Raw genomic sequence first — 20,100 nt, forward strand, 5'->3', positions numbered from 1 at the left:
TTAGTAGAGAGGTTTACGGCCTTGACTTTTTGGTTACTTTTTAGTCTGTTCCCCGAAGGGCATATGAATACCTATAATTAAAATAGATAAGCTATGAATAAAAAAATGAAAGTAAGAAATAAGTATCACCTGAGCCACACCGTGGCTCCTCCTCTTAATCTCAAATTCTTTATTTCAAATATTTTTTTAAATGATAACGAACCGTTAAGCTGAATTTATTTCAGTTTCTCATTATAGTCAGTCAGAGTTACGTTTTTAAAACGTTGTATCGAAGAATTAGACGATGATAACGAATTATTAAAAAGTATTTGAGATTTTTGAATTACGAATTAAATAGTTACTTATTTATTTATTACAACTATTAAAAAGTCCAATAAACATATTGTTTATCGGACTTTTTAGTGGAAGTTAGTTAGGGGAGTGCATATGCCTCAATTTATTTGAATTGTTTTAATGTCCGTGATCTCCGGAATTACTTAATTTAGCATTCACAAAGAAGGATCCTTTTACAACAATTTGCGCGTTTGGATCAACTTCATTTACGGTTGTAATAGCTGTGTAACCCATATTTGAAGAACCTTTTACAACTTCGATTTTTTCAAAGTTTATCGATTTTTCATTTTTATGTTCTTTGTTCTTTTCGTTCGGATCTTTACTTTCTTCGTCTGTATGCTCTTCTACTTTTTTGTTTGTTTTGACAAAGATGTAAAATTTACCATCCGCTTCTACAATTGCTTCATTGGGAACAGCAGGTGTAGAGGAATTACTTAAGCTTACGGCTCCTGTAATATTCATTCCATTTATCAATCCAGATTTATTTCCTCGTACTTTGCTATGTACTGCTATGGTTTTACTTTCATTTTCGAAAGAAGAACCAATACTGTACACGACTGCTTCGTAACTGTTTCCTGGATTGTTTGTTAATTCAAATTGAATGACTTGACCAACTTTCATTTTAGGTAAATCTTTCTCGAAAACTTGCAAATCTAAGTGAATAGAACTATTATCAATGATTTCAGCGACGGGAGATGAGACATCTACATAACTTCCTATTTGCGCAATAATTTTACTTACTGTTCCACTAATTGGTGCTGTAATTACCATTCCATTTCTCAAATTTGCATTGGTTACTTTAGAAGGATTAATTCCCATCATTTGAAGTTGACGAGATAAAGATGCTTTTTGAGAACGTAATGTTTTCAATTCGGCAGAAGAGTTCTGAAGATTCTTTTTTGCACCAGCATCGTTATCAAACAATTCTTTTTGTCGTCTAAATTCTTGCTCTGCATAGGTAATTCGACTCAAAACAGTTAAGTATTGCTCTTGTGTAATAATAAATTCTGGGTTTGAAATTGTCGCAATTACTTGTCCTTTTTTGACATACGAACCTTCCTGAATTGGCAATGTTTGTATTACTCCACCAAACATAGATGCAACACTTGCCATATTGCTATTCGGAACATTCAAAAGTCCATTTGCTTTAATCATAGCCGTTAGCTCCTTTACTTCAATAGTTCCCAGTTTTACACCAACAGCCTTCATTTGTTCTTCTGTTAGCGTAGCAACTGTTTGTGGCGCTTCTTCGTGCTCAGCTTTTTTTTCCTCGATTGGTTGTTCCGTTTTTGTTTCTTTGGTACAACTACTTAGAAATAATATGGCTAACACGCTATAGATAATGATCTTTATTTTTTTCATTTTATTGATTGATGATAGAATTAATATTGACAACAGTTTGATTGACTTGTTGTATCGATTCAAGATATTTTAATTGAATATCCGTTGCGGTTTGTAAGGCAAAAAGATATTCGACATACGAAATTTCACCAGTTTTATAACCCAATTGAGCTGCTTTTACAATTTTTTCTGCATTTGGAATGGCTTGGTTTACATAATACTCATATTGTTCCCAATCTTGTTGATATTGATTAATTGAATTATCAAGTTGAATCGTTAACTGTTGTTTTTGAAAATTGGCTGTTTCTTGAATGGCTTGTTTATCATATTCCAAAGCTTTGATTTTTGCCTTTGTAGCACCAAACGTTAATGGAATTGCAACACCAAGGTTTACAGAAGTAAAACGATCAAGGCCATTGTAATACCTTTGTACTCCATTTTTTTCGTGCATTCCAATCATCGATAAACTGTTTACACCAAGTGAAAATTCTGGTAAACCTTCGGCTTTTACGACTTCTTTGTTTCGTTCTGTAATTTCCATCTGTTGGTAAAAAGCTTTGAGAGTAGGATTATTATCAATTGTAGAACCGTCTAAAATTCCACTCAATTTTAATGGAATATAATTTGTCTCTTTGGTAATTGTAAAATTCTCTTCGGTATTCAATAATACGTTTAGATTTTTGTACGCATTTGCTAAATACACTTTGTTTTGTTTCAGCAACAAATTGATTTCTCCTTGTTGTGTTTCTGCTGTATTAATTTCGATTTTCTTAATATCACCTGCATTAAATCGAACCGAAGCAATTCGAATAAATTCTAAATAAAGTTTATTTAATTGTTCGAGTTGATCATGGTTATATTCTAAATATTCGATCTGATAGAAATAGGTTCTCACTTGTTTCAACAATTCGTTTGTTGTCACTTCCTTTTGTATCTTCTTGTTATTCACTTCTGATTCTAACACTGCCTTTCGGTGTTTAAAAATCGTTGGAAATGGAATACTTTGAGAAATAGATAAACCATAATCAAATTTTGGACTCGCATATTGCCCAAGTTGTGCTTCCACATTTAATTTTGGTAATTCATTTGCGGTTCCTTTTAAAGCTTCACTTGATGAAATACTTCGTTCATTTGCTTTGATTAATGGATTATTTTCAATTGCAATTTGTTGAGCTTCTTGAATATTAATTGAACGAGTTTGCGCTTGAATAGATTGTCCCATCAAAAACATTCCGATGACAAGGAATGGAAGTGAATTTTTTGAATTCAATTTTATTTTCGGAAGTTTTGAATTAAATATTAAATATAACATTGGTAATACAAATAAGGTTAAAAAAGTAGCTGTGATTAATCCTCCAATGACAACTGTTGCTAAAGGTTTTTGAACCTCGGCACCTGCGCCTGTGGAAATTGCCATCGGTAAAAATCCTAACGATGCAACTGTTGCTGTCATTAATACTGGTCGTAATCGGATATTGGTTCCTTCCATTATTCGTTTTAGAATATTTTTTTCTCCTTCTTTTTCTAATTGATTGAATGTTCCAATTAAAACAATCCCGTTTAAAACAGCTACTCCGAACAAAGCAATAAAACCAATTCCGGCACTAATACTAAATGGCATATCGCGAATAATTAATGCAAAAATACCTCCGATTGCACTCATTGGAATTGCTGTGAAAATTAATGCTGCTTGTTTGAATGAATGAAATGTGAAATACAATAACATAAAAATTAATAATAAGGAGATTGGTACAGCAATCATCAAACGTTGACTAGCTGCTTGCAGATTTTCGAACTGCCCTCCATAGGTGAAATAATAGCCAGAAGGTAATTTGAGTTCATTGTCTAATTTTGTCTGAATATCTTTTACAACCGATTGTACATCGCGATCTTTTACGTTGAAACCAATTACAATTCTTCGTTTTCCTTCTTCGCGACTAATTTGTGAAGCGCCTAATTTATAACTCACATTTGCCACCTGAGAGATCGGAATTTGATTACCAGAACTTGTAGGAATCATTAAATTGTTAATGTCATCAATGCTTTTTCGATGCGCACTATCCAATCGAACAACCAAATCAAAGCGTCGTTCATTCTCGAAAACTTGTCCAGCTGTTTTTCCAGCAAATGCTGTACTCAACATATCATTTACATCTTGAATGTTTAATCCATAATTTGCCATTCGGATTCGGTCATATTCAACATTAATCTGAGGCAAACCACTTACGCGTTCCACTTGTGGCGCTGTAACACCTTCAACAGATTGAATTGCTTTTGAGGTTTTATCTGCATAATAAGAGAGAGAATCTAAATTTTCGCCAAAAATTTTGACAGCTACATCTTGTCGAATTCCTGTCATCAATTCATTAAAACGCATTTGGATTGGTTGATTTTTTTCAAAGAAAACACCAGGAATAACCTCTAGTTTTTCCATCATTTCATCACCTAATTCTTCATAAGAAATGTTACGTTTCCATTCGTCCTTTGGTTTTAGAACCACAATCATATCTGTTGCTTCAGGAGGCATAGGATCTGTAGGAACCTCAGCGGAACCTGTTTTACCAACGACCATTTTTACTTCATCAAATTCTTTTAAAATTCGAGAAGCTTGCATGGATGTTTCTAAACTTTGGGTTAAGGAACTTCCTTGTGGTAAAATACAGTGAAAAGCAAAATCACCTTCTTGTAATTGTGGAATAAATTCGCCACCCATATTTCTGAATTGAATAATTGATACTGCAAAAATTGCAACAGTAATACCAACTAACCAATATTTGATTCGGATTGCTTTTTCTAATAATGGTTCATAAACTTTATGGATTTTCACCATCATTTTATCTGAAAAAGAAGCTTTGAGAGTAGGCTTTTTTGATAAAAATAAAGCACTCATCATTGGGATGTACGTTAACGAAAGAATCAATGCGCCTAGAATTGCAAAGCCAACTGTTTTAGCCATTGGTGTAAACATTTTTCCTTCTACACCAACCAAAGTAAGAATAGGAATGTAGACAATAAGTATGATGATTTCCCCGAATGCGGCTGAATTTCTAATTTTTGAAGCTGAAAGAAAAACCTCTTCATCCATTTCTTTTTGGGTTAATCGATGCGTTGATTTTCTAAGCCCTAGATGATGTAAAGTCGCTTCTACAATAATAACTGCTCCATCGACTATCAATCCAAAATCAATAGCTCCTAAACTCATTAAATTCGCACTCACACCAAAAACATTCATCATTCCTAATGCAAATAATAAGGATAGAGGAATGGCAGATGCAACGATTAAACCAGCTCTTAGATTACCAAGAAAAATAACCAATACAAAAATGACAATTAATGCACCTTCGATCAGATTTTTTTCTACTGTTTTAATTGCACGATTTACTAAATTCGTTCGATCAAGGAAAGGCTCGATGACGATATCATCTGGTAACGATTTTTGAATTGTTGGTATTTTTTCTTTAATTAGATTAACTACTTCATTAGAATTCGCACCTTTTAACATCATCACAACACCACCAACAGCATCTACTTCACCATTGTAAGTCATTGCTCCGTATCGTATGGCATGTCCTAGTCTTACATCAGCTACATCTTTTATAAAAATAGGAACAGTTCCCGTCGCATTTTTTATAGGAATTAATTTTACATCATCTAAAGAAGTTACCATTCCAATTCCTCGAATAAAGTAAGCATTTGGCTTCTTATCGATGTAAGCTCCTCCAGTATTTTGATTATTTTTTTCTAAGGCATCAAAAATATCCGATACACTAATTCCCATTGCGCGCAATCTATTCGGATCTAAAGCAACTTCGTATTCCTTCAATTCTCCACCGAAACTATTGATCTCAGCAACACCAGGCGTTCCGTTTAATTGTCTACGAACAATCCAATCTTGCATTTCGCGCAATTGTTTTGAATTGTATTTTTTCTCACTTCCCTTTTTAGGATGTAAAATATATTGATAGACTTCTCCAAGACCAGTACTCACAGGTGATAATTCGGGAATGCCAACACCTTGCGGAATGTCTTCTTGTGCTTCTTTTAATTTTTCGTTGACTAATTGACGCGCAAAATAAATATCTACATCTTCTTTAAACACTACCGTAATCACAGATAAACCAAAACGAGAAATACTTCTTGTTTCTTCGATATCAGGAATATTCGCAATACTTTGCTCAATTGGAAAAGTGACCAATTGTTCTACTTCTTGACCAGCTAGAGTAGGGCTGACCGTAATAATTTGGACTTGATTGTTGGTAATATCGGGTACCGCATCTATTGGCAATTTTGTTGCGCTCCATACGCCCCAGATAATCCACAATACAGTCATAATTCCAATAACAATTTTGTTTTGGATACTAAATTTTATGATTTTATCTAACACAGATAATTTGATTAATTGTATTAACATTACCCACTTATTATCAAAATAAATGAGCACAGAAAAGTGTTGACTTCAATTTTATATCAATTGAAATCAATGTGTAGACGAAAAAAGAAATCGTCTCGTTAAGCAATATTTATTTTAGGAGGTTGCCAGATATCGGCATACAATTGGTTTTGAATTGTATTCTTTTTGAATTGTATTTTCTTGGAAGTATTTGGTTCAAAAACTTTAGGAGTTTTTAGTAATCGTGTAAATTTCATTGATGAAATTGTAATTTGACAACAATTACAAACGCACAAAGGACTACATTGATCTTTATGATCTGAATTATCTTTCTCACTATGCACCATAGAAACTTGCGTTCTATTAGTATTTGTGTCTTGACATGGCACAAATGATAGAACATTAACATATAATGCAATTATGAGAATTATAAATTTCATTGTTACAAATGTATAAACATTTTTTTGACTATAATAATTTTACGATGTTAAGATATATTGAAGTTAAGATTGAAAATTTCTATGCATTGATATTATGTGAAATGTAGTTTTATCTTGATACAGATATAAACTTAAAAGCTAGAGGATTCTCGAAATCTCTTTACTCATTAAAAATAAACGAATCAATTTTTATAATATAATTAATAACTATTTAATTTACATTCTATATAAAATAAATTGATTGATTGATAAAACAATTTGATTTTTAATTGATAAGACAAATTACTATATTTATGATATTTACAAAACAAAAATTATTAAACATAAAAAAATAGTATTCATGGAGAATCAAGGAGGTGATATTTCAAAATGCCCTTTCCACAATGGTACAATGTCAAAACCAGTGGCAGGAGAAGGAACACAAAATCAAGATTGGTGGCCAAATCAATTAAAAGTTGATATTTTACGTCAACATTCAAATAAATCGAACCCAATGGGGGAAGATTTTAATTACGCCGAAGAATTTAAAAAATTAGATTTAGAAGCTGTTAAAGCTGATTTAAAAGCTTTGATGACTGATTCTCAAGATTGGTGGCCAGCAGATTTTGGGCATTATGGTCCATTTTTCATTCGTATGGCGTGGCATAGTGCGGGTACATACCGTGTGCAAGATGGTCGTGGTGGAGCAGGTGAAGGACAGCAACGTTTTGCGCCGCTTAACTCATGGCCAGACAACGTTTCGTTGGACAAAGCGCGTCGTTTAATTTGGCCTATCAAACAAAAATATGGTAATAAAATTTCGTGGGCAGATTTAATTATCTTAACAGGAAATGTAGCATTAGAGTCGATGGGATTCAAAACGTTAGGTTTTGCTGGTGGTCGTGCTGATGTTTGGGAACCAAATATGGATGTTTATTGGGGTTCTGAAAAAATATGGTTAGAAGAGAGTGGTGGTGCAAATAGCCGTTATTCTGGTGATCGCGATTTAGAAAATCCGTTGGCTGCGGTACAAATGGGATTAATTTACGTGAATCCAGAAGGACCAGATGGTAATCCAGACCCTTTGGCTTCTGCACGCGATATTCGTGATACGTTTGCGCGTATGGCGATGAATGATGAAGAAACATTGGCGTTGATTGCCGGTGGTCACACTTTCGGAAAAACACATGGTGCGGCTTCGGCTGATCATGTAGGACCAGACCCTGAAGCTTCTGATTTGGAAATGCAAGGTTTGGGTTGGAAAAACTCGTACGGAACAGGAAATGCAGGTGATACAATTACATCTGGTATTGAAGTAACTTGGACAAGTAAACCAACAGAATGGTCAAATTTATTTTTAAGTTATTTATTTGGTTTCGAATGGGAATTAACAAAATCTCCTGCAGGTGCTCATCAATGGGTAGCAAAAGATGTAGGCGAAATTATTCCACATGCGCATGATGCTTCAAAAAAATTAAGACCAACGATGTTGACTTCGGATATTGCGTTACGCATGGATCCAGCTTACGAAAAAATTGGACGTCGTTTCTTGGAACATCCAGAAGAATTTGAAGATGCTTTCCGTAAAGCGTGGTTCAAGTTAACTCACCGTGATATGGGACCACTTTCTCGTTATTTAGGTGCAGATGTACCGAATGAAGTATTCACTTGGCAAGATCCAATTCCAGCTGTTACGCATGAATTAATTGACGAGGCTGATATCGCTGATTTGAAAGCGAAAATTTTAGCTTCAGGATTATCTGTTTCAGAATTGGTTTCTACAGCTTGGGCTTCGGCTTCTTCTTTCCGTGGATCGGATAAACGTGGAGGAGCGAATGGTGCGCGTATTCGTTTGGAACCAATGAAAAATTGGGAAGCAAATAATCCAATTCAATTGAATAAAGTCTTAACAGCTTTAGAAAATATTCAACAAGAATTTAATTCAGCGAATTCGTCAAAACAAGTTTCGATTGCCGATTTAATTGTCTTAGGAGGAAATGCAGCGATTGAAAAAGCAGCAAAAGATGCTGGAAAAACAATTACAGTTCCGTTTGCAGCAGGTCGTGGAGATGCAACGCAAGAGGAAACAGAGGTTGAATCTGTAGCGTACTTAGAAACAATTGCAGATGGGGTTAAAAACTACCGCAAAAACACAAGAAGATCTGTTTCGACAGAAGAATTGGTGATTGATAAAGCACAATTGTTAACGTTGACTGCTCCAGAATTGACAGTTTTAGTTGGTGGAATGCGTGCGATGAATGCGAATTATGATGGTTCGAAACATGGTATTTTCACTGATCGTCCAGGTCAATTGACAAATGATTTCTTTGTGAATTTATTGGATATGGGTACTGTTTGGAAAGCGACAGATGAAACGAAAGAAATCTACATGGGATCTGATCGTAAAACTGGAGCACCAAAATGGACAGGAACTCGTGCGGATTTAGTATTCGGTTCAAATTCTGAATTACGTGCCGTAGCAGAAGTTTATGCACAAGCTGATGCGCAAGATAAATTTGTACATGATTTCGTTGCCGCTTGGAATAAAGTGATGAATGCAGATCGTTTTGATTTGAAATAAATATATGATTAAATAAAAAAAATGAGCGTCCATTGTGACGCTCATTTTTTTTATTTTTGCTTTACGCTTTGCTTAGAACGGATATCCAATGGCAATATTCAAAATTAAATTATCTTTTCGCCATGCTTTATCTCCGAAATCAATCTTATCAAATGTCCATCGATCATTTTTTTCATAATATGGGACACGAAGCGGTGTTGCTAAATCTAATCTTAAAATTAAGATATTAAAATCTAGACGTAGTCCTAAACCAGCTCCAACTGCAATTTCATTCATAAACTCTTTTGAAAACTTAGCACCTGGACGTGTTTCATCTTCGTTAATTAACCAAATGTTTCCAGCATCAACAAACAAGGCAAGGTTAAGAAAACTGAATAATTTTTGTCTAAATTCTGCATTTACTTCTAATTTAATATCACCCGATTGATCATAAAAGAAATTTGCATTTTGGTTACGTGGATCATAACTTCCTGGTCCTAATGTTCGCGCTCTAAATGCGCGAATACTGTTGCTTCCTCCGACAAAGAATTGTTTCGAGTAGGGAACAAATTCTGAATTTCCGTACGGATAAGCGATGCCACCAATAAATCGTGTGGCAATTGATGATTTATCTGAAAATTTATGATAAAAACGGAAGTCGTGTTCCATTTTTGCGTATTGACTAAATGGAATTTTGAAAATCTTTTTTTCCTTGTCTTTTTTTACATTTGCACCTGTAATCAAACCAGTTAAATTTCCCGCTAAATCGACAGATCCACGGTAGTAAAATGTGCTTTTTCGTGGTAACATCGTGGTTGTATACGTGTATGAATATTGTGGTCCAAAGATTAATTGTTTGTCCACTACACGTTTTAAACTTGGGTTGATGATATTTCCAATTGAATCGTAAATCTTGCTGTTATATTCATCTGTTACTTTTTCTGGAAACAATAAAGTCGCACTAAAAACTTTTAAATTGTGTTCTTTTTGCGCATTCTCTTTCCAAACGTAACCAAAAGAAGTATTGAAATTATGAAGTGTATATAATCTCGATCTGTTTTGATATTCGTAACCAATCTCAATATTGGTTCTCGGTACAAACGCACTTGACGAATGAAATTTGAAAGGCGCGACAATTCTTGGAATCGAAAGTTGCGTATTAAAACCAGCTCTAAAAATATTATTCGCATCTTTTTGTCCGCCCAATTGCATGTCAAATGCTCCATATAAAGCCATTTTAAGCTGTTCTGCCCCTTTGAAAATATTGCGATGTGTCCAATTGAGATTTAACTCACCACCACCATAATTCGCCGAGTTTGTTCGTCCTAAAACTTCTAATCTCAACGACTGAAATTCGCGTGGTGTTAAGGTATAATACACATCAAATTTATGGTTAACCGAATCAGAAATCACGAAATCATTTTTCACAAATTTGAAAACACCCAAATTAATTAATCGATTCAGGGTTAAATTATGATCTGCTCGGTTGTAAATCTCTCCCGTTTTAAAATATAACACACGGTCAAAAACTTTTGGTTTGAAACTATTTTTTAGATCAACCATGTAAAAACCATTTTGCTCGTATTTTGCTAAGGAATCGTTGTTCATCGGCATTTTATAGATGCCTTTTCGTGCGTCTCGAATGTTATAATCTGGGAAAACAATTACTTTGTCAATGCTATATTGTTGTTTGGCTTGTTCTGGTGTTTTATCTTTTAACTTTACAAAAAGTTCGACATCTTGCTTATTGGTAACCGTACTATCCGCTTGTACAATGATGTTATCGGGATGAAAATAATAGTAACCATTTTCTTTCAGACGTGCATCTATTCGTTCTCGTTCAGCTTTGATCACATCTAAATCGAAAGGTTGCTTATCTTTCAGTAACGTATTTGCTTGTGTTTTTTTAATTTCTTTGTTGACCGCTAAAGTGGTATCTTTTGGAAAATTAACTTGGTTGATGTAATAACGTTTGCGCGGTTGCAAAACATAATGTACTTCCGCTTTTTTGTTTTTACTTATTGTATCATCTTGTGCTTTGGCATTGAAAAATCCTTTGTTTTCTGAATAATTGACCAGAATTTTTTTATTGAATTCGATGTCTACATCTCCCAATAAAACAGGTTTTTCACCCACTTTATATTTTAACCAATATTTCAGTCCTTTTTGCTTTTTAGGTTCGCTGGTGATGTTGTAAATGTACAAACGCGGACGAAGTCCAAAAAAACTTGAATTAGGTTTTGGAATGATATTTTTTTCGAGATTATCTTTTAGTTCAGCTTTGTCGGTTTTGCTTAACGAGTCGCCTTCTATTGTTAATTTAGAGCCCGTGTAAAGCATTTCACCTTCTTTCAGAAAACGTGTATTGCTACAAGAAGAAATACCTAAAATAGAAATTGAACAAGTTATAAATTTGATATAGGTTAAAACTGATTTTTTCATGGTTTCACTTCTTGATTTTGTGTATTTCTATTTGCTCTGTTCGTTCTATTTTTTCTTCTTTTCTCGAAAATTTCTTTGAATTTATCGTAATCTAATGTGATGATAAATCCAACACCTGTTTCTACAATTTGTCCTTGTAATGCGACTTGGTATTCATCTTTTCGATAAGCTCTCAACATGTATCGACCATCACGAGATAAGCTATAATCAATTGTGATATCACCCGCAATATTAGTCATGTTTTCATTTTCTCGTGCATCACCATCTAATCCAAAATTACTTCCAACCGAAACTTTCAATCGGTCGTTTAGTAATCGTTTGCTCACGGCAACATTCAGATCAGTACGTGTGTTTTTAGATCCTGAAGAATAATCGTCTTGTGTATCTAATCCCAAATCGATATCAATTCCTTGGATTAAATCATCCGCCAAATTATTCAATTGTTGCGACAAAATATTACTTACACTTTGTAGCGCCATTGTTTCTGCAGAAACACTTGTTTTACTTTCGAATGGATTTTCGCCAATAAAACGATTCAATAATAACAAGGCAAATACTTGCTTGTTCATTTCGGCTTCATCATTTTTCAACTGATCCAATTTCAATTGTGTATTTTCGATCACCGCAGTTGCAATGGAAGGATTCTCTTTATCCATTGAAATATTGAATTTAATATCAGGTTTTAATAATTCACCTTTCAAAATTAACTCGGTATTAAACGGAATTCGTTGTTTGTACATGTTCATTTCAGAAGAAGAATAGCCCGAAATTTGTTGTTCGATTAAATCAATAGGAGCGGCTTTTGTTTTGTAAATCGCCGTAATGTCTAAATTGGCTGTAGTTGGCTCACCAGTCCATGTAATGCTACTTCCTTTCTGAATATCAAAACGACGTTTTAACAAGCTCACCGAAAGTTCGTACGCACCTTTTTCTACTTGATAAACGCCAACCAACGTCATTTTTCCTGAAGGATCCATTCCGCCTGTTAATTCGGCTTCACCTTGTATTTCTACAAAATCTCCGTTTGCTTTGTCGATGATAATTGATGTCTTGGCTTCTTTGCTAATTTCAATATTGACACTTACATCTAACCCTTTTATTTTAGATTCGGCTATTAATTCATCTGTTTTAATTGTTTCTTGAAGCGCCACTTGATCTTGATCGATGAATTCGACAATTCCTTCTCGCTCTTGTAAAGAAGGCGAGGATTGAGGTAAAACAAATGTAAAATTCGTGTCATCAGTTACGGTTAAAATTCCGTTTACTTTAGGTAAATCTAAATCACCTTTTATCGTTAAGTTTGCATTGACAGCTAACTTTCCATACATAATCGCATCGTTCGATTTTTCTGAATTTACCACATTGAAATCTCGTGCATTTGCTGTTAAATTGAAGGCGAAGTCACGGTAAGTTTCCGTTAAAATTTCTCCTCTTATCGTTAATGAATTGCCATCGTTGTCATTAATTTTGAATCGATTGAACTCAATTCCTTTGTCCGTGAAATCAATCGCGTCATCAATTTTTCTGAAATTACTTCCTGTTTCAGCAATCGTTAAACCAACTTGATTAAATTTGACTTGACCTAAAATGCTCGGTTTATCCATTGTTCCAACGATTTTTAGATTTCCAGAAATATAACCTTCTGTATCTTTGATTCGATTCATTGTAAATCCTTGCACCGATTTCATTTCTAATCGATTGATATCTAAAGCTAAATCAAACGCACTTTCTTTGGTATTATAATCTCCAAAAATCTTCATGTTGTTGCTGTTTCCATCTAAGGTAATATCAGCGTTAATCATGGTTGGAGAAGTGTTTTGTACTTTTGCTATAATATTTCCAATAGGATTTCCGAAAGCTTTTAAATCTGAAACGGTCAAATCAGCATTGAAGGTCATTTCTTTGTTTAAATCTCTAATTTGAGCTGTTCCATTGATTATTCCTTCGGCAGGTAAATCATCTTTTTTAATGATTTCTGCAATGGTTTCAATTTTGAAATCTTTGATGGTAATATTCAGCGGACTTGTTCCTTTTTCCGATTCAGATTGCAATAAAATTTGACTTCCATTGTTCATCAAACTGAAATTATTCGCCACAATTCCATCTTTTCTCAACTGAATTAAATTTCCTTCACCAACTTGCCATTGATCGTAGTTTAAGACCAATCCATTCGGATTAAGACTAATTTCCGTGATATCGTTTAGCGTTTTTAGATTTCCAGCCACCAAAAATTGTGTTGCATCTTTCGCATCCTTTGTCGAAACGTTATAATTGATCACATTATTTGTAATATCACCATTCAAATCAATTTTTTGTAATTGAAAACTTTCACTTTTTAATGCATCCACATTCAACGAATACAACAAGGATTCGTCTTGGTTGGATAGTTTTATCAATCCATTGTTAATCGTATTTGTTCCGTACGTTAAATTCGGAATTTTTCCATCAACATTGATTTGTTTTGAATCGGCATTATAAGTTGCGTCAAGTGTTATGGTTTCGAAGCTTTTCAAATCGGGAACAAATCTTCGAATCAACTCATCATCTTTAATTTTTGCATTCAAAGTAAAGAATTGATGAGGTTCTATTTTTTCGTCTTTATTTGGTTTCTGAAATTCATAATATTGGTTAATTGTTGAAGTTATCGAACCAAAAATTTGTGTCAATTTAAATTTTCCTTTCATATCCAAATCGGCCAATTGTGAAGTCAAACTAATTTGATTTGAATCAGCAGTTGAAGTCGCAATCAAGCTTACTTCTTGCATTGGAAAAATATCTTTTGTATTGGATAATGCAAAGTTTTTTAGATATAAAGAACCATTTAAATAATCTGGATTTAAATCAGCGAAATTGGCATCAATTTCTCCTGCAACAATCATCGGTTCGTTGTAAAAACCAAGTTTTTGAACATCTAATTTGACAATATTTCCGTTCAATTTTACATCAGATAAATCCTTTTTGTACACACCAGAAGCCGTCAAATTAAGATTCGCGTTTGGATCTTTTGATAAAATATGTACATCAAATACTCCATGATTCACTTTTGCATCGAGTGTAATATTTTGATAAGTATATTTATTGTAATAAGCTGATGAAACGGTTCCTGAAAGTTTTGTAACCATTTTTTCAGGGTTGAAACTTGTTCCAATAGCATTAATTTTTCCTGTTATTTTGCCTAAATCCTTGTTGCTAATAAGCGTTCCAATATCCAAATTTTGTAGGTCTGCTTTGACATTATATTTCTCGGCATCCTTTTTTTGCATGTCCACAATTGCATCAATTTTCGCATTTCCCAACGTAGAATTGATAGCCAATTGTGTATTGATGATTTCGGTTGTTCCTTTCGCTTTTCCTTTGACAGAAAGCTTTGAAGGAATTCTAATGTTAGTTGGAATAGTATTTTTCGGAATTAAATTGTATATCGTTTTAGAAGATGTTGAGAAGTTTTTGATGTTCAAATCATAAAATAAATTCTTTGGATTCATCGCATTTTTCACTCTTCCAGAAGCCGAAAGTTGCAAATCATCTAAACCAGAAACTTGGAGATTATTAATCAATAAATCGTTTACTTTTCCTTTTACATTGGTGTTAACACTCAGAATGGCGTTTGGATATTTGTCGAAAGGCGTCGTATTTCTAAGCGTTGGAGCAAGATTTAAAATATCTGCCAAACCAATTTTTGAATTTTTGATATTCGCATTAACCAAAACATTTTCTGGATGAGAAGTTAACTCATTAATCGTATTGTAACGCAAAATAACTTCGTCACGAAGAACGGTTCTTGGTGTTTGTAAATAAAGGTTTTTCAGATACGCTTGTGTATCTGCGTACAAGAAATCTGTTGTTAATTTCTGAATATTCAATCCTCTTGATTCTTTTATTTCAGCACTTTTTACTTGTCCAGCAAATGTGTTATTTTTCATTTCGAAATCGCGCAAATCAAGATTTAATTTAGAAAAATCCAAATGATTAAAATCCATTCCTTGAGCCGTTCGACGTTCTGCAGTATTGTTGTATTTTACTTTTACATTATCTAATTTCGTTTCGTTCAAAACCAAATTCATTGGTGATGAAGAAGTGGATGAAGTGGAAGTAGAATTGTTCGAAGAAAGGAATAAATTTGCTTCGATATCAGCGTCTTTCAATAAGATATTTTCGATGTCGAAAATTGAATTTTCAAGATCAAGTTTATTGACTTTCGTTTCGAATTCGTTTAGCTTAATTTTGGCAAAAGTCTTAGAATTTTCGTCACCATAATTAACTTTGATATCATTCAAATTAATCTTACTCAACCCAATTTGCAATGGAGTTTGTTTTGCATTTGGGTCAATTTTATCCACATTATTTTCTTGGATTTTATTAACCATTTTTTGATTAAAATCAACCAACAAACCATTCACTAAAATATCATCAACCGCATAAGAATTTTGTTGTAAATCAAGTTTTTTAACACGCGTTTTGAAATCTTTGAATTTGACTTTAGCAAACATTCCAGAAATATCATCGCCATAATCGATATCAAAATTGGTTAAATTAAATCCGTTCAATTCAATTTTCATTGGCTTTTGATCATTCAAAGAATCTACTTTTTCTTCTACTTTTTTCGCAACTTCTTTTACAATATCTTGTTTCAATTTTAGCTTTAAACCGTCTAAATTGATATCGCTAATTCCATACGAATTTTGTTCTAAATCGAATTTTTTGACACGCGTATCAAACGAATTTAGATGAAGTTTGATGTTATTTGCCGCTTGCTGATCATTGAACGAAACATTAATATCATTCAGTTTTATTTTATCTAACGAAATGATAAATGGCTTTGAAGGACTTTCGTCTTTTTCGTCTGTTACAAAAGCATTGATAATATAATCGAAATTGAATTTCCCATCTGGTTTACGTATAACATTGGCATGAACGCCACTCAAATCAATAGATTTTATATCTGCTTTACTTTTGGTCAATTGCCAAATATCTAAACCAACATCAAACTTTTTGACCGATAAAAGCGTGTCAACATCTTGTCCTTGTAAGTAGAGATTTTCCATCACCAAACTATTTGGAAAATCGACATAAACACGGTCTAATTGTACTTTTGTATGTATTTTATTTTCGAGGTAATTGACTAATTTATTTTTTACAAAATTTTGTACAGCAGGTAACTGTAAACTAAAAATTGCAATGGTCAACAATAGAATTATTGACAAGAGTGTGATGGAAAAATATTTTAATACTTTTTTTAAGTTGAATTTCAATTGGTTAGATTTTATTTGTTTTATTGGAATTAAGATACAAATTTTCTACAAGGATAATACCAAAAATGTAGTTTTTATAAATGGTTTGCTCATATTTTAATCATTTAAATTGCTTTTCTGTAAACTATTTTTGAATTGTTTTTCGTAGAAATAATAATCTTCCTAAGTATCTGGCATTATATTTTGCAATACAATCAAACTAACTTTTGATTTCGGAATACACAAAAGTTTCTTTCAAACCAATTTCTTTGAACAGATTTGTTGCCAATTTTCGGAATGTTTTATTGGTAACATTAGTCAAGATTTTGCCTTAAAGTACATTCGTATAATTTCCATATTTAAACTCTGTTCCAGGTTTGAACAACAAAGGTTTTGTTATATCTTGGATTCCATGTGTATGATTAAGCAATTGATGTACAGTAACAGAATCTGCCCACGATTAAGTGATTTCTGGTAAATATGTTTTAATCGATTGTTGCAAATTTATTTTGCCTTTTTCGACTTCTTTCAAAATTAAAACTGACGTAAACAATTTGGAATTTGACATAATTTCAAATTGATTTGATTTATTTAGTGCAATTTTCTCTTCAAAATTCTTAAATCCGTGTACTTTTTCATAAATCGTTTTACCATTTTTTGAAACGATCTCAACTCCATTAAAAGGAAATGAATGTTTTGAAAGGATAATTTTTTCGAAGTCGAGTTTTAATTGTGCGTTTATTTGCGCGAAAATTGGTTCACAAATAAGGCAAATTAATCCTAAAGTCAAGATTTTTAGAAGAGTTTTCATTTTTGTGTTTTGGTTGATGTAAAAGTAAAATATTATCTGTTTTGAGATTGATAATATTTTAAAATTCTCTTAAAACTTTTTAATTTTCATTGGTAAAACCAATATTCTTTTATTAAATTTGAGTCAAACAATTGAAGCTATGAGAAGAATTTTTTTTGAAAAAGATAGCCACAAAGACTACTTATTTGTTATAATTGATCACGAAGGAGAATTGGATCAAATTTATAAAGTGGATAATTTTACTGACGAAACTGGACGTGAATATGTGTACACATTGATTGGAGAACGCAAAAAACTGAATGCAGATTTGTTGAAACCACATGTTGTTGCGCTAGAGAATGGAAGTTACACGAATTACAATGGAGAGGGAATTGTAACAGATTGTCACGCGTGTTTAGAAAGTATTGTGGATAATAGAGGATTGAATAGAGAACAAGAAATATTTGTTTATGTTCGAAATAAATAGAAATTAGAAGAGGCTTTGAAATTTTACTCAAAGCCTTTTTTTATGAGATTTCAACTTGATTGAAAATTAATTTTTGAACGACTTCATCCAAATGTTCTTTGTGTTTTGCGACATAATCATTGGCAACATCCAATAATGTTTTAATATTGCTGTTGGAAACATTTCCTAAATCCAATGCAGATTCTGGAATTTCAGGATTAAATCGATAATAATTTTGTTGATATTTTGGTTTCAATAAAGAGAACATACTTCTCATTTGCTGATCAACCATATCAACTCCAGTCGAAATAAAAATGTCTACCAAAGGATCTACCCATTTCGATTTTGAAATTCCTGTTAAATGTTCGTGTTTATATGATTTTGCACGCGAACCATTTCCGAGAGAAATGATAATAAATTCTTGTAAAGGTGCTGTTCCATTATATTTTAATTCGTCTTTGAAATATTTATTAAAATTTATTTTTTGCGTTTCGATAAAACCAACAAAAGTCGGATTGTTTGCAAAAACACCACCATCAATGCAACTAAATTCTTGATCAGCGAATGATTTTATTTTTGCAGGTTCAAAATAAGTTGGCGCAGCTGATGAAGCACGGCAAATATCTTTTACATAAAAATTTCGGAAAGGAGAGATTCCATCAATCGAATTGAAAATTTTTGGTTTTTGATGCTCAGTATCATAAGAAACTATCACGCAAGGACGAATCAAATCTTTTAATTCTGTCTCTCCAAAAACGATTTTTAATTGCTCCTCCAATACAAGCGTTGGTAAATTATCTTTTAGCACACTCAACGGATTATTGAGAATTGTCCAGAATGTTTTTGAGAAAATATTTTTTCCTTCGCCTAAATAAATATTCAACGCATCTGTAATCGAGTGTTTTGCTCTTTTTGGATTTTCGATAGAAGGAGATAATAACAAAGAAGCGATTAAAGCACCAGTACTTGTACCTGCAATAAAATCGACATAATCGCCTATTTTAGCATTTTCGTTATGAATTTCTTTTAATTTATCTTCGATATATTTTAAAATGACACATGAAATAATTCCTCTAATTCCGCCGCCATCCAAAGAAAGTAAGACAATTTTTTTTTCTTTAAATTCCATTTTTGATGTTCTTTTGTTTAAAGTTAAACTTTTCATTTCAAATATTCTTTATTTTTACACTTGGTAATTCGTTGTATTATGTCCAAAAAACTTTTCCCTACATATGATATCTGTAATCTGAACACGGAAAAAAATAGTAATGAACTATTTTCCATTGATCGATTTAGAGGATATGTTGACAGTAATCCGCATTTGCAGGAGGTTCATAGTCATAATTATTACCATTTGGTCTATTTTACCGAAGGTAGTGGCGAACATTTGATCGATTTTGAGAAGTTTGAGGCGAAATCTGGGACAATGTATTTTATGAAACCTGGACAGGTGCACCAATGGTATTTTAAGGAAAAATATGATGGTTTTGTCGTGAATTTTTTTGATAATTTTTTTGATTGGATTGGGATTAATTCTTCCATTTTACAGAAATTTAGATTTTTACAATCTATTTTGGTGAAAGATCACGTGGTTGAAATTTCGCTAGATTTACAAGAAAAAATTGCAAGTTATTTTGAGGAAATGATAAATGAAAATCAAGAAAATAATCAATTCTCGAATTTAAAAATTGGTTTCCATTTGATGAATTTATTTATTGATATTGAACGAAGTTTGGAAGGCGTAAATATCAAAACAAGCGATTATCAATCGGTGTTGTTGGATAATTTTCAGACGCTTATCGAGCAAAATTTCAAGAGCAAAAAATTACCAAAAGAATATGCCGAATTGTTGTACATTACTCCTAATCATTTGAATGCACTTTGCAAAGATGTGTTAGCTACTTCGGCAGGTGAATTAATAAGAAGTCGCATTGTTTTAGAAGCAAAACGTTTGTTGGTAAACAAAGAAATTTCTGTGACAGAAATTGCGTATTTACTCAATTTTCAAGATGCATCATATTTTGTGAAATTCTTCAAAAAATACACTGAGTTTACGCCAGAACAATTCAGAAAACAATATTATTCGTAGTTACTTTAAATTGTAGTTTACTGGAATATTAAAACTCAC

10 protein-coding genes are annotated in these 20,100 nt (G+C 32.8%); 3 read left to right on the plus strand and 7 right to left on the minus strand.

What is annotated here, in order from left to right; all coding sequences use genetic code 11:
• Nucleotides 1–450: 450 nt before the first annotated feature.
• The 3 genes from B4E95_RS02975 to B4E95_RS13120 all read right to left on the minus strand — a co-directional run bounded on the left by B4E95_RS02975 (nt 451) and on the right by B4E95_RS13120 (nt 6,504).
• Nucleotides 451–1,695: an efflux RND transporter periplasmic adaptor subunit gene (locus B4E95_RS02975; RefSeq protein WP_291060143.1), complete on the minus strand. Its 1,245-nt coding sequence runs from the start codon at nt 1,693–1,695 to the stop codon at nt 451–453.
• A gap of 1 nt (nt 1,696) precedes the next feature.
• Nucleotides 1,697–6,058 carry a CusA/CzcA family heavy metal efflux RND transporter gene (locus B4E95_RS02980; protein ID WP_291077534.1) on the minus strand — a complete coding sequence of 1,454 codons (4,362 nt, stop codon included), beginning with the start codon at nt 6,056–6,058 and terminating at the stop codon, nt 1,697–1,699.
• 125 nt (nt 6,059–6,183) lie between these two features.
• On the minus strand, nt 6,184–6,504 hold the full coding sequence (locus B4E95_RS13120) for a DUF6660 family protein (RefSeq protein ID WP_280061562.1): 321 nt from the start codon (nt 6,502–6,504) through the stop codon (nt 6,184–6,186).
• 340 nt (nt 6,505–6,844) lie between these two features.
• On the opposite strand from B4E95_RS13120, the gene katG reads away from it, so the two are divergent.
• Entirely contained in the window at nt 6,845–9,064 is a 2,220-nt protein-coding gene (katG, locus tag B4E95_RS02985) for a catalase/peroxidase HPI (protein WP_286474491.1), read from the plus strand.
• 72 nt (nt 9,065–9,136) lie between these two features.
• On the opposite strand, the gene B4E95_RS02990 is transcribed toward katG, so the two are convergent.
• From B4E95_RS02990 to B4E95_RS03000, 3 genes are all read right to left on the minus strand, one after another.
• Nucleotides 9,137–11,485, minus strand: a complete 2,349-nt coding sequence (locus tag B4E95_RS02990; protein ID WP_291089820.1) for a BamA/TamA family outer membrane protein — start codon at nt 11,483–11,485, stop codon at nt 9,137–9,139.
• Nucleotides 11,482–16,689, minus strand: a complete 5,208-nt coding sequence (locus B4E95_RS02995) for a translocation/assembly module TamB domain-containing protein (protein ID WP_291089824.1) — start codon at nt 16,687–16,689, stop codon at nt 11,482–11,484. Before B4E95_RS02995 ends, B4E95_RS02990 begins: the two co-directional genes overlap by 4 nt.
• Before the next feature lie 487 nt (nt 16,690–17,176).
• Nucleotides 17,177–17,527 (minus strand): serine hydrolase domain-containing protein, encoded by a 351-nt coding sequence (locus tag B4E95_RS03000; protein WP_349680104.1) that lies wholly within the window; start codon nt 17,525–17,527, stop codon nt 17,177–17,179.
• Nucleotides 17,528–17,666: 139 nt separating this feature from the next.
• Between B4E95_RS03000 and B4E95_RS03005 the strand changes: the two genes are divergently transcribed.
• Nucleotides 17,667–17,993, plus strand: coding sequence for a hypothetical protein (locus B4E95_RS03005; protein WP_291074305.1), 327 nt, complete (start codon nt 17,667–17,669; stop codon nt 17,991–17,993).
• A 40-nt stretch (nt 17,994–18,033) separates the two neighbouring features.
• Here the strand turns inward: B4E95_RS03005 and B4E95_RS03010 are convergent, their stop codons facing one another.
• On the minus strand, nt 18,034–19,101 hold the full coding sequence (locus B4E95_RS03010; protein ID WP_291089827.1) for a patatin-like phospholipase family protein: 1,068 nt from the start codon (nt 19,099–19,101) through the stop codon (nt 18,034–18,036).
• A 78-nt stretch (nt 19,102–19,179) separates the two neighbouring features.
• Here B4E95_RS03010 and B4E95_RS03015 point away from each other — a divergent pair, with 78 nt between their 5' ends.
• Nucleotides 19,180–20,061, plus strand: a complete 882-nt coding sequence (locus tag B4E95_RS03015; protein ID WP_291062747.1) for an AraC family transcriptional regulator — start codon at nt 19,180–19,182, stop codon at nt 20,059–20,061.
• Nucleotides 20,062–20,100 lie beyond the last annotated feature (39 nt).

The organism is Empedobacter sp. UBA7494 (assembly GCF_002478465.1).
Classification (GTDB): domain Bacteria; phylum Bacteroidota; class Bacteroidia; order Flavobacteriales; family Weeksellaceae; genus Empedobacter; species Empedobacter falsenii_B.

What these genes read in the sequence shown, in the direction of transcription:
- B4E95_RS13120 (WP_280061562.1), bottom strand. Translation starts at nt 6,504, where the DNA reads ATGAAATTTATAATTCTCATAATTGCATTATATGTTAATGTTCTATCA.
- B4E95_RS03010 (WP_291089827.1), bottom strand. Translation starts at nt 19,101, where the DNA reads ATGGAATTTAAAGAAAAAAAAATTGTCTTACTTTCTTTGGATGGCGGC.
- B4E95_RS03015 (WP_291062747.1), top strand. Translation starts at nt 19,180, where the DNA reads ATGTCCAAAAAACTTTTCCCTACATATGATATCTGTAATCTGAACACG.
- katG (WP_286474491.1), top strand. Translation starts at nt 6,845, where the DNA reads ATGGAGAATCAAGGAGGTGATATTTCAAAATGCCCTTTCCACAATGGT.
- B4E95_RS02990 (WP_291089820.1), bottom strand. Translation starts at nt 11,485, where the DNA reads ATGAAAAAATCAGTTTTAACCTATATCAAATTTATAACTTGTTCAATT.
- B4E95_RS02975 (WP_291060143.1), bottom strand. Translation starts at nt 1,695, where the DNA reads ATGAAAAAAATAAAGATCATTATCTATAGCGTGTTAGCCATATTATTT.
- B4E95_RS03005 (WP_291074305.1), top strand. Translation starts at nt 17,667, where the DNA reads ATGAGAAGAATTTTTTTTGAAAAAGATAGCCACAAAGACTACTTATTT.
- B4E95_RS03000 (WP_349680104.1), bottom strand. Translation starts at nt 17,527, where the DNA reads ATGAAAACTCTTCTAAAAATCTTGACTTTAGGATTAATTTGCCTTATT.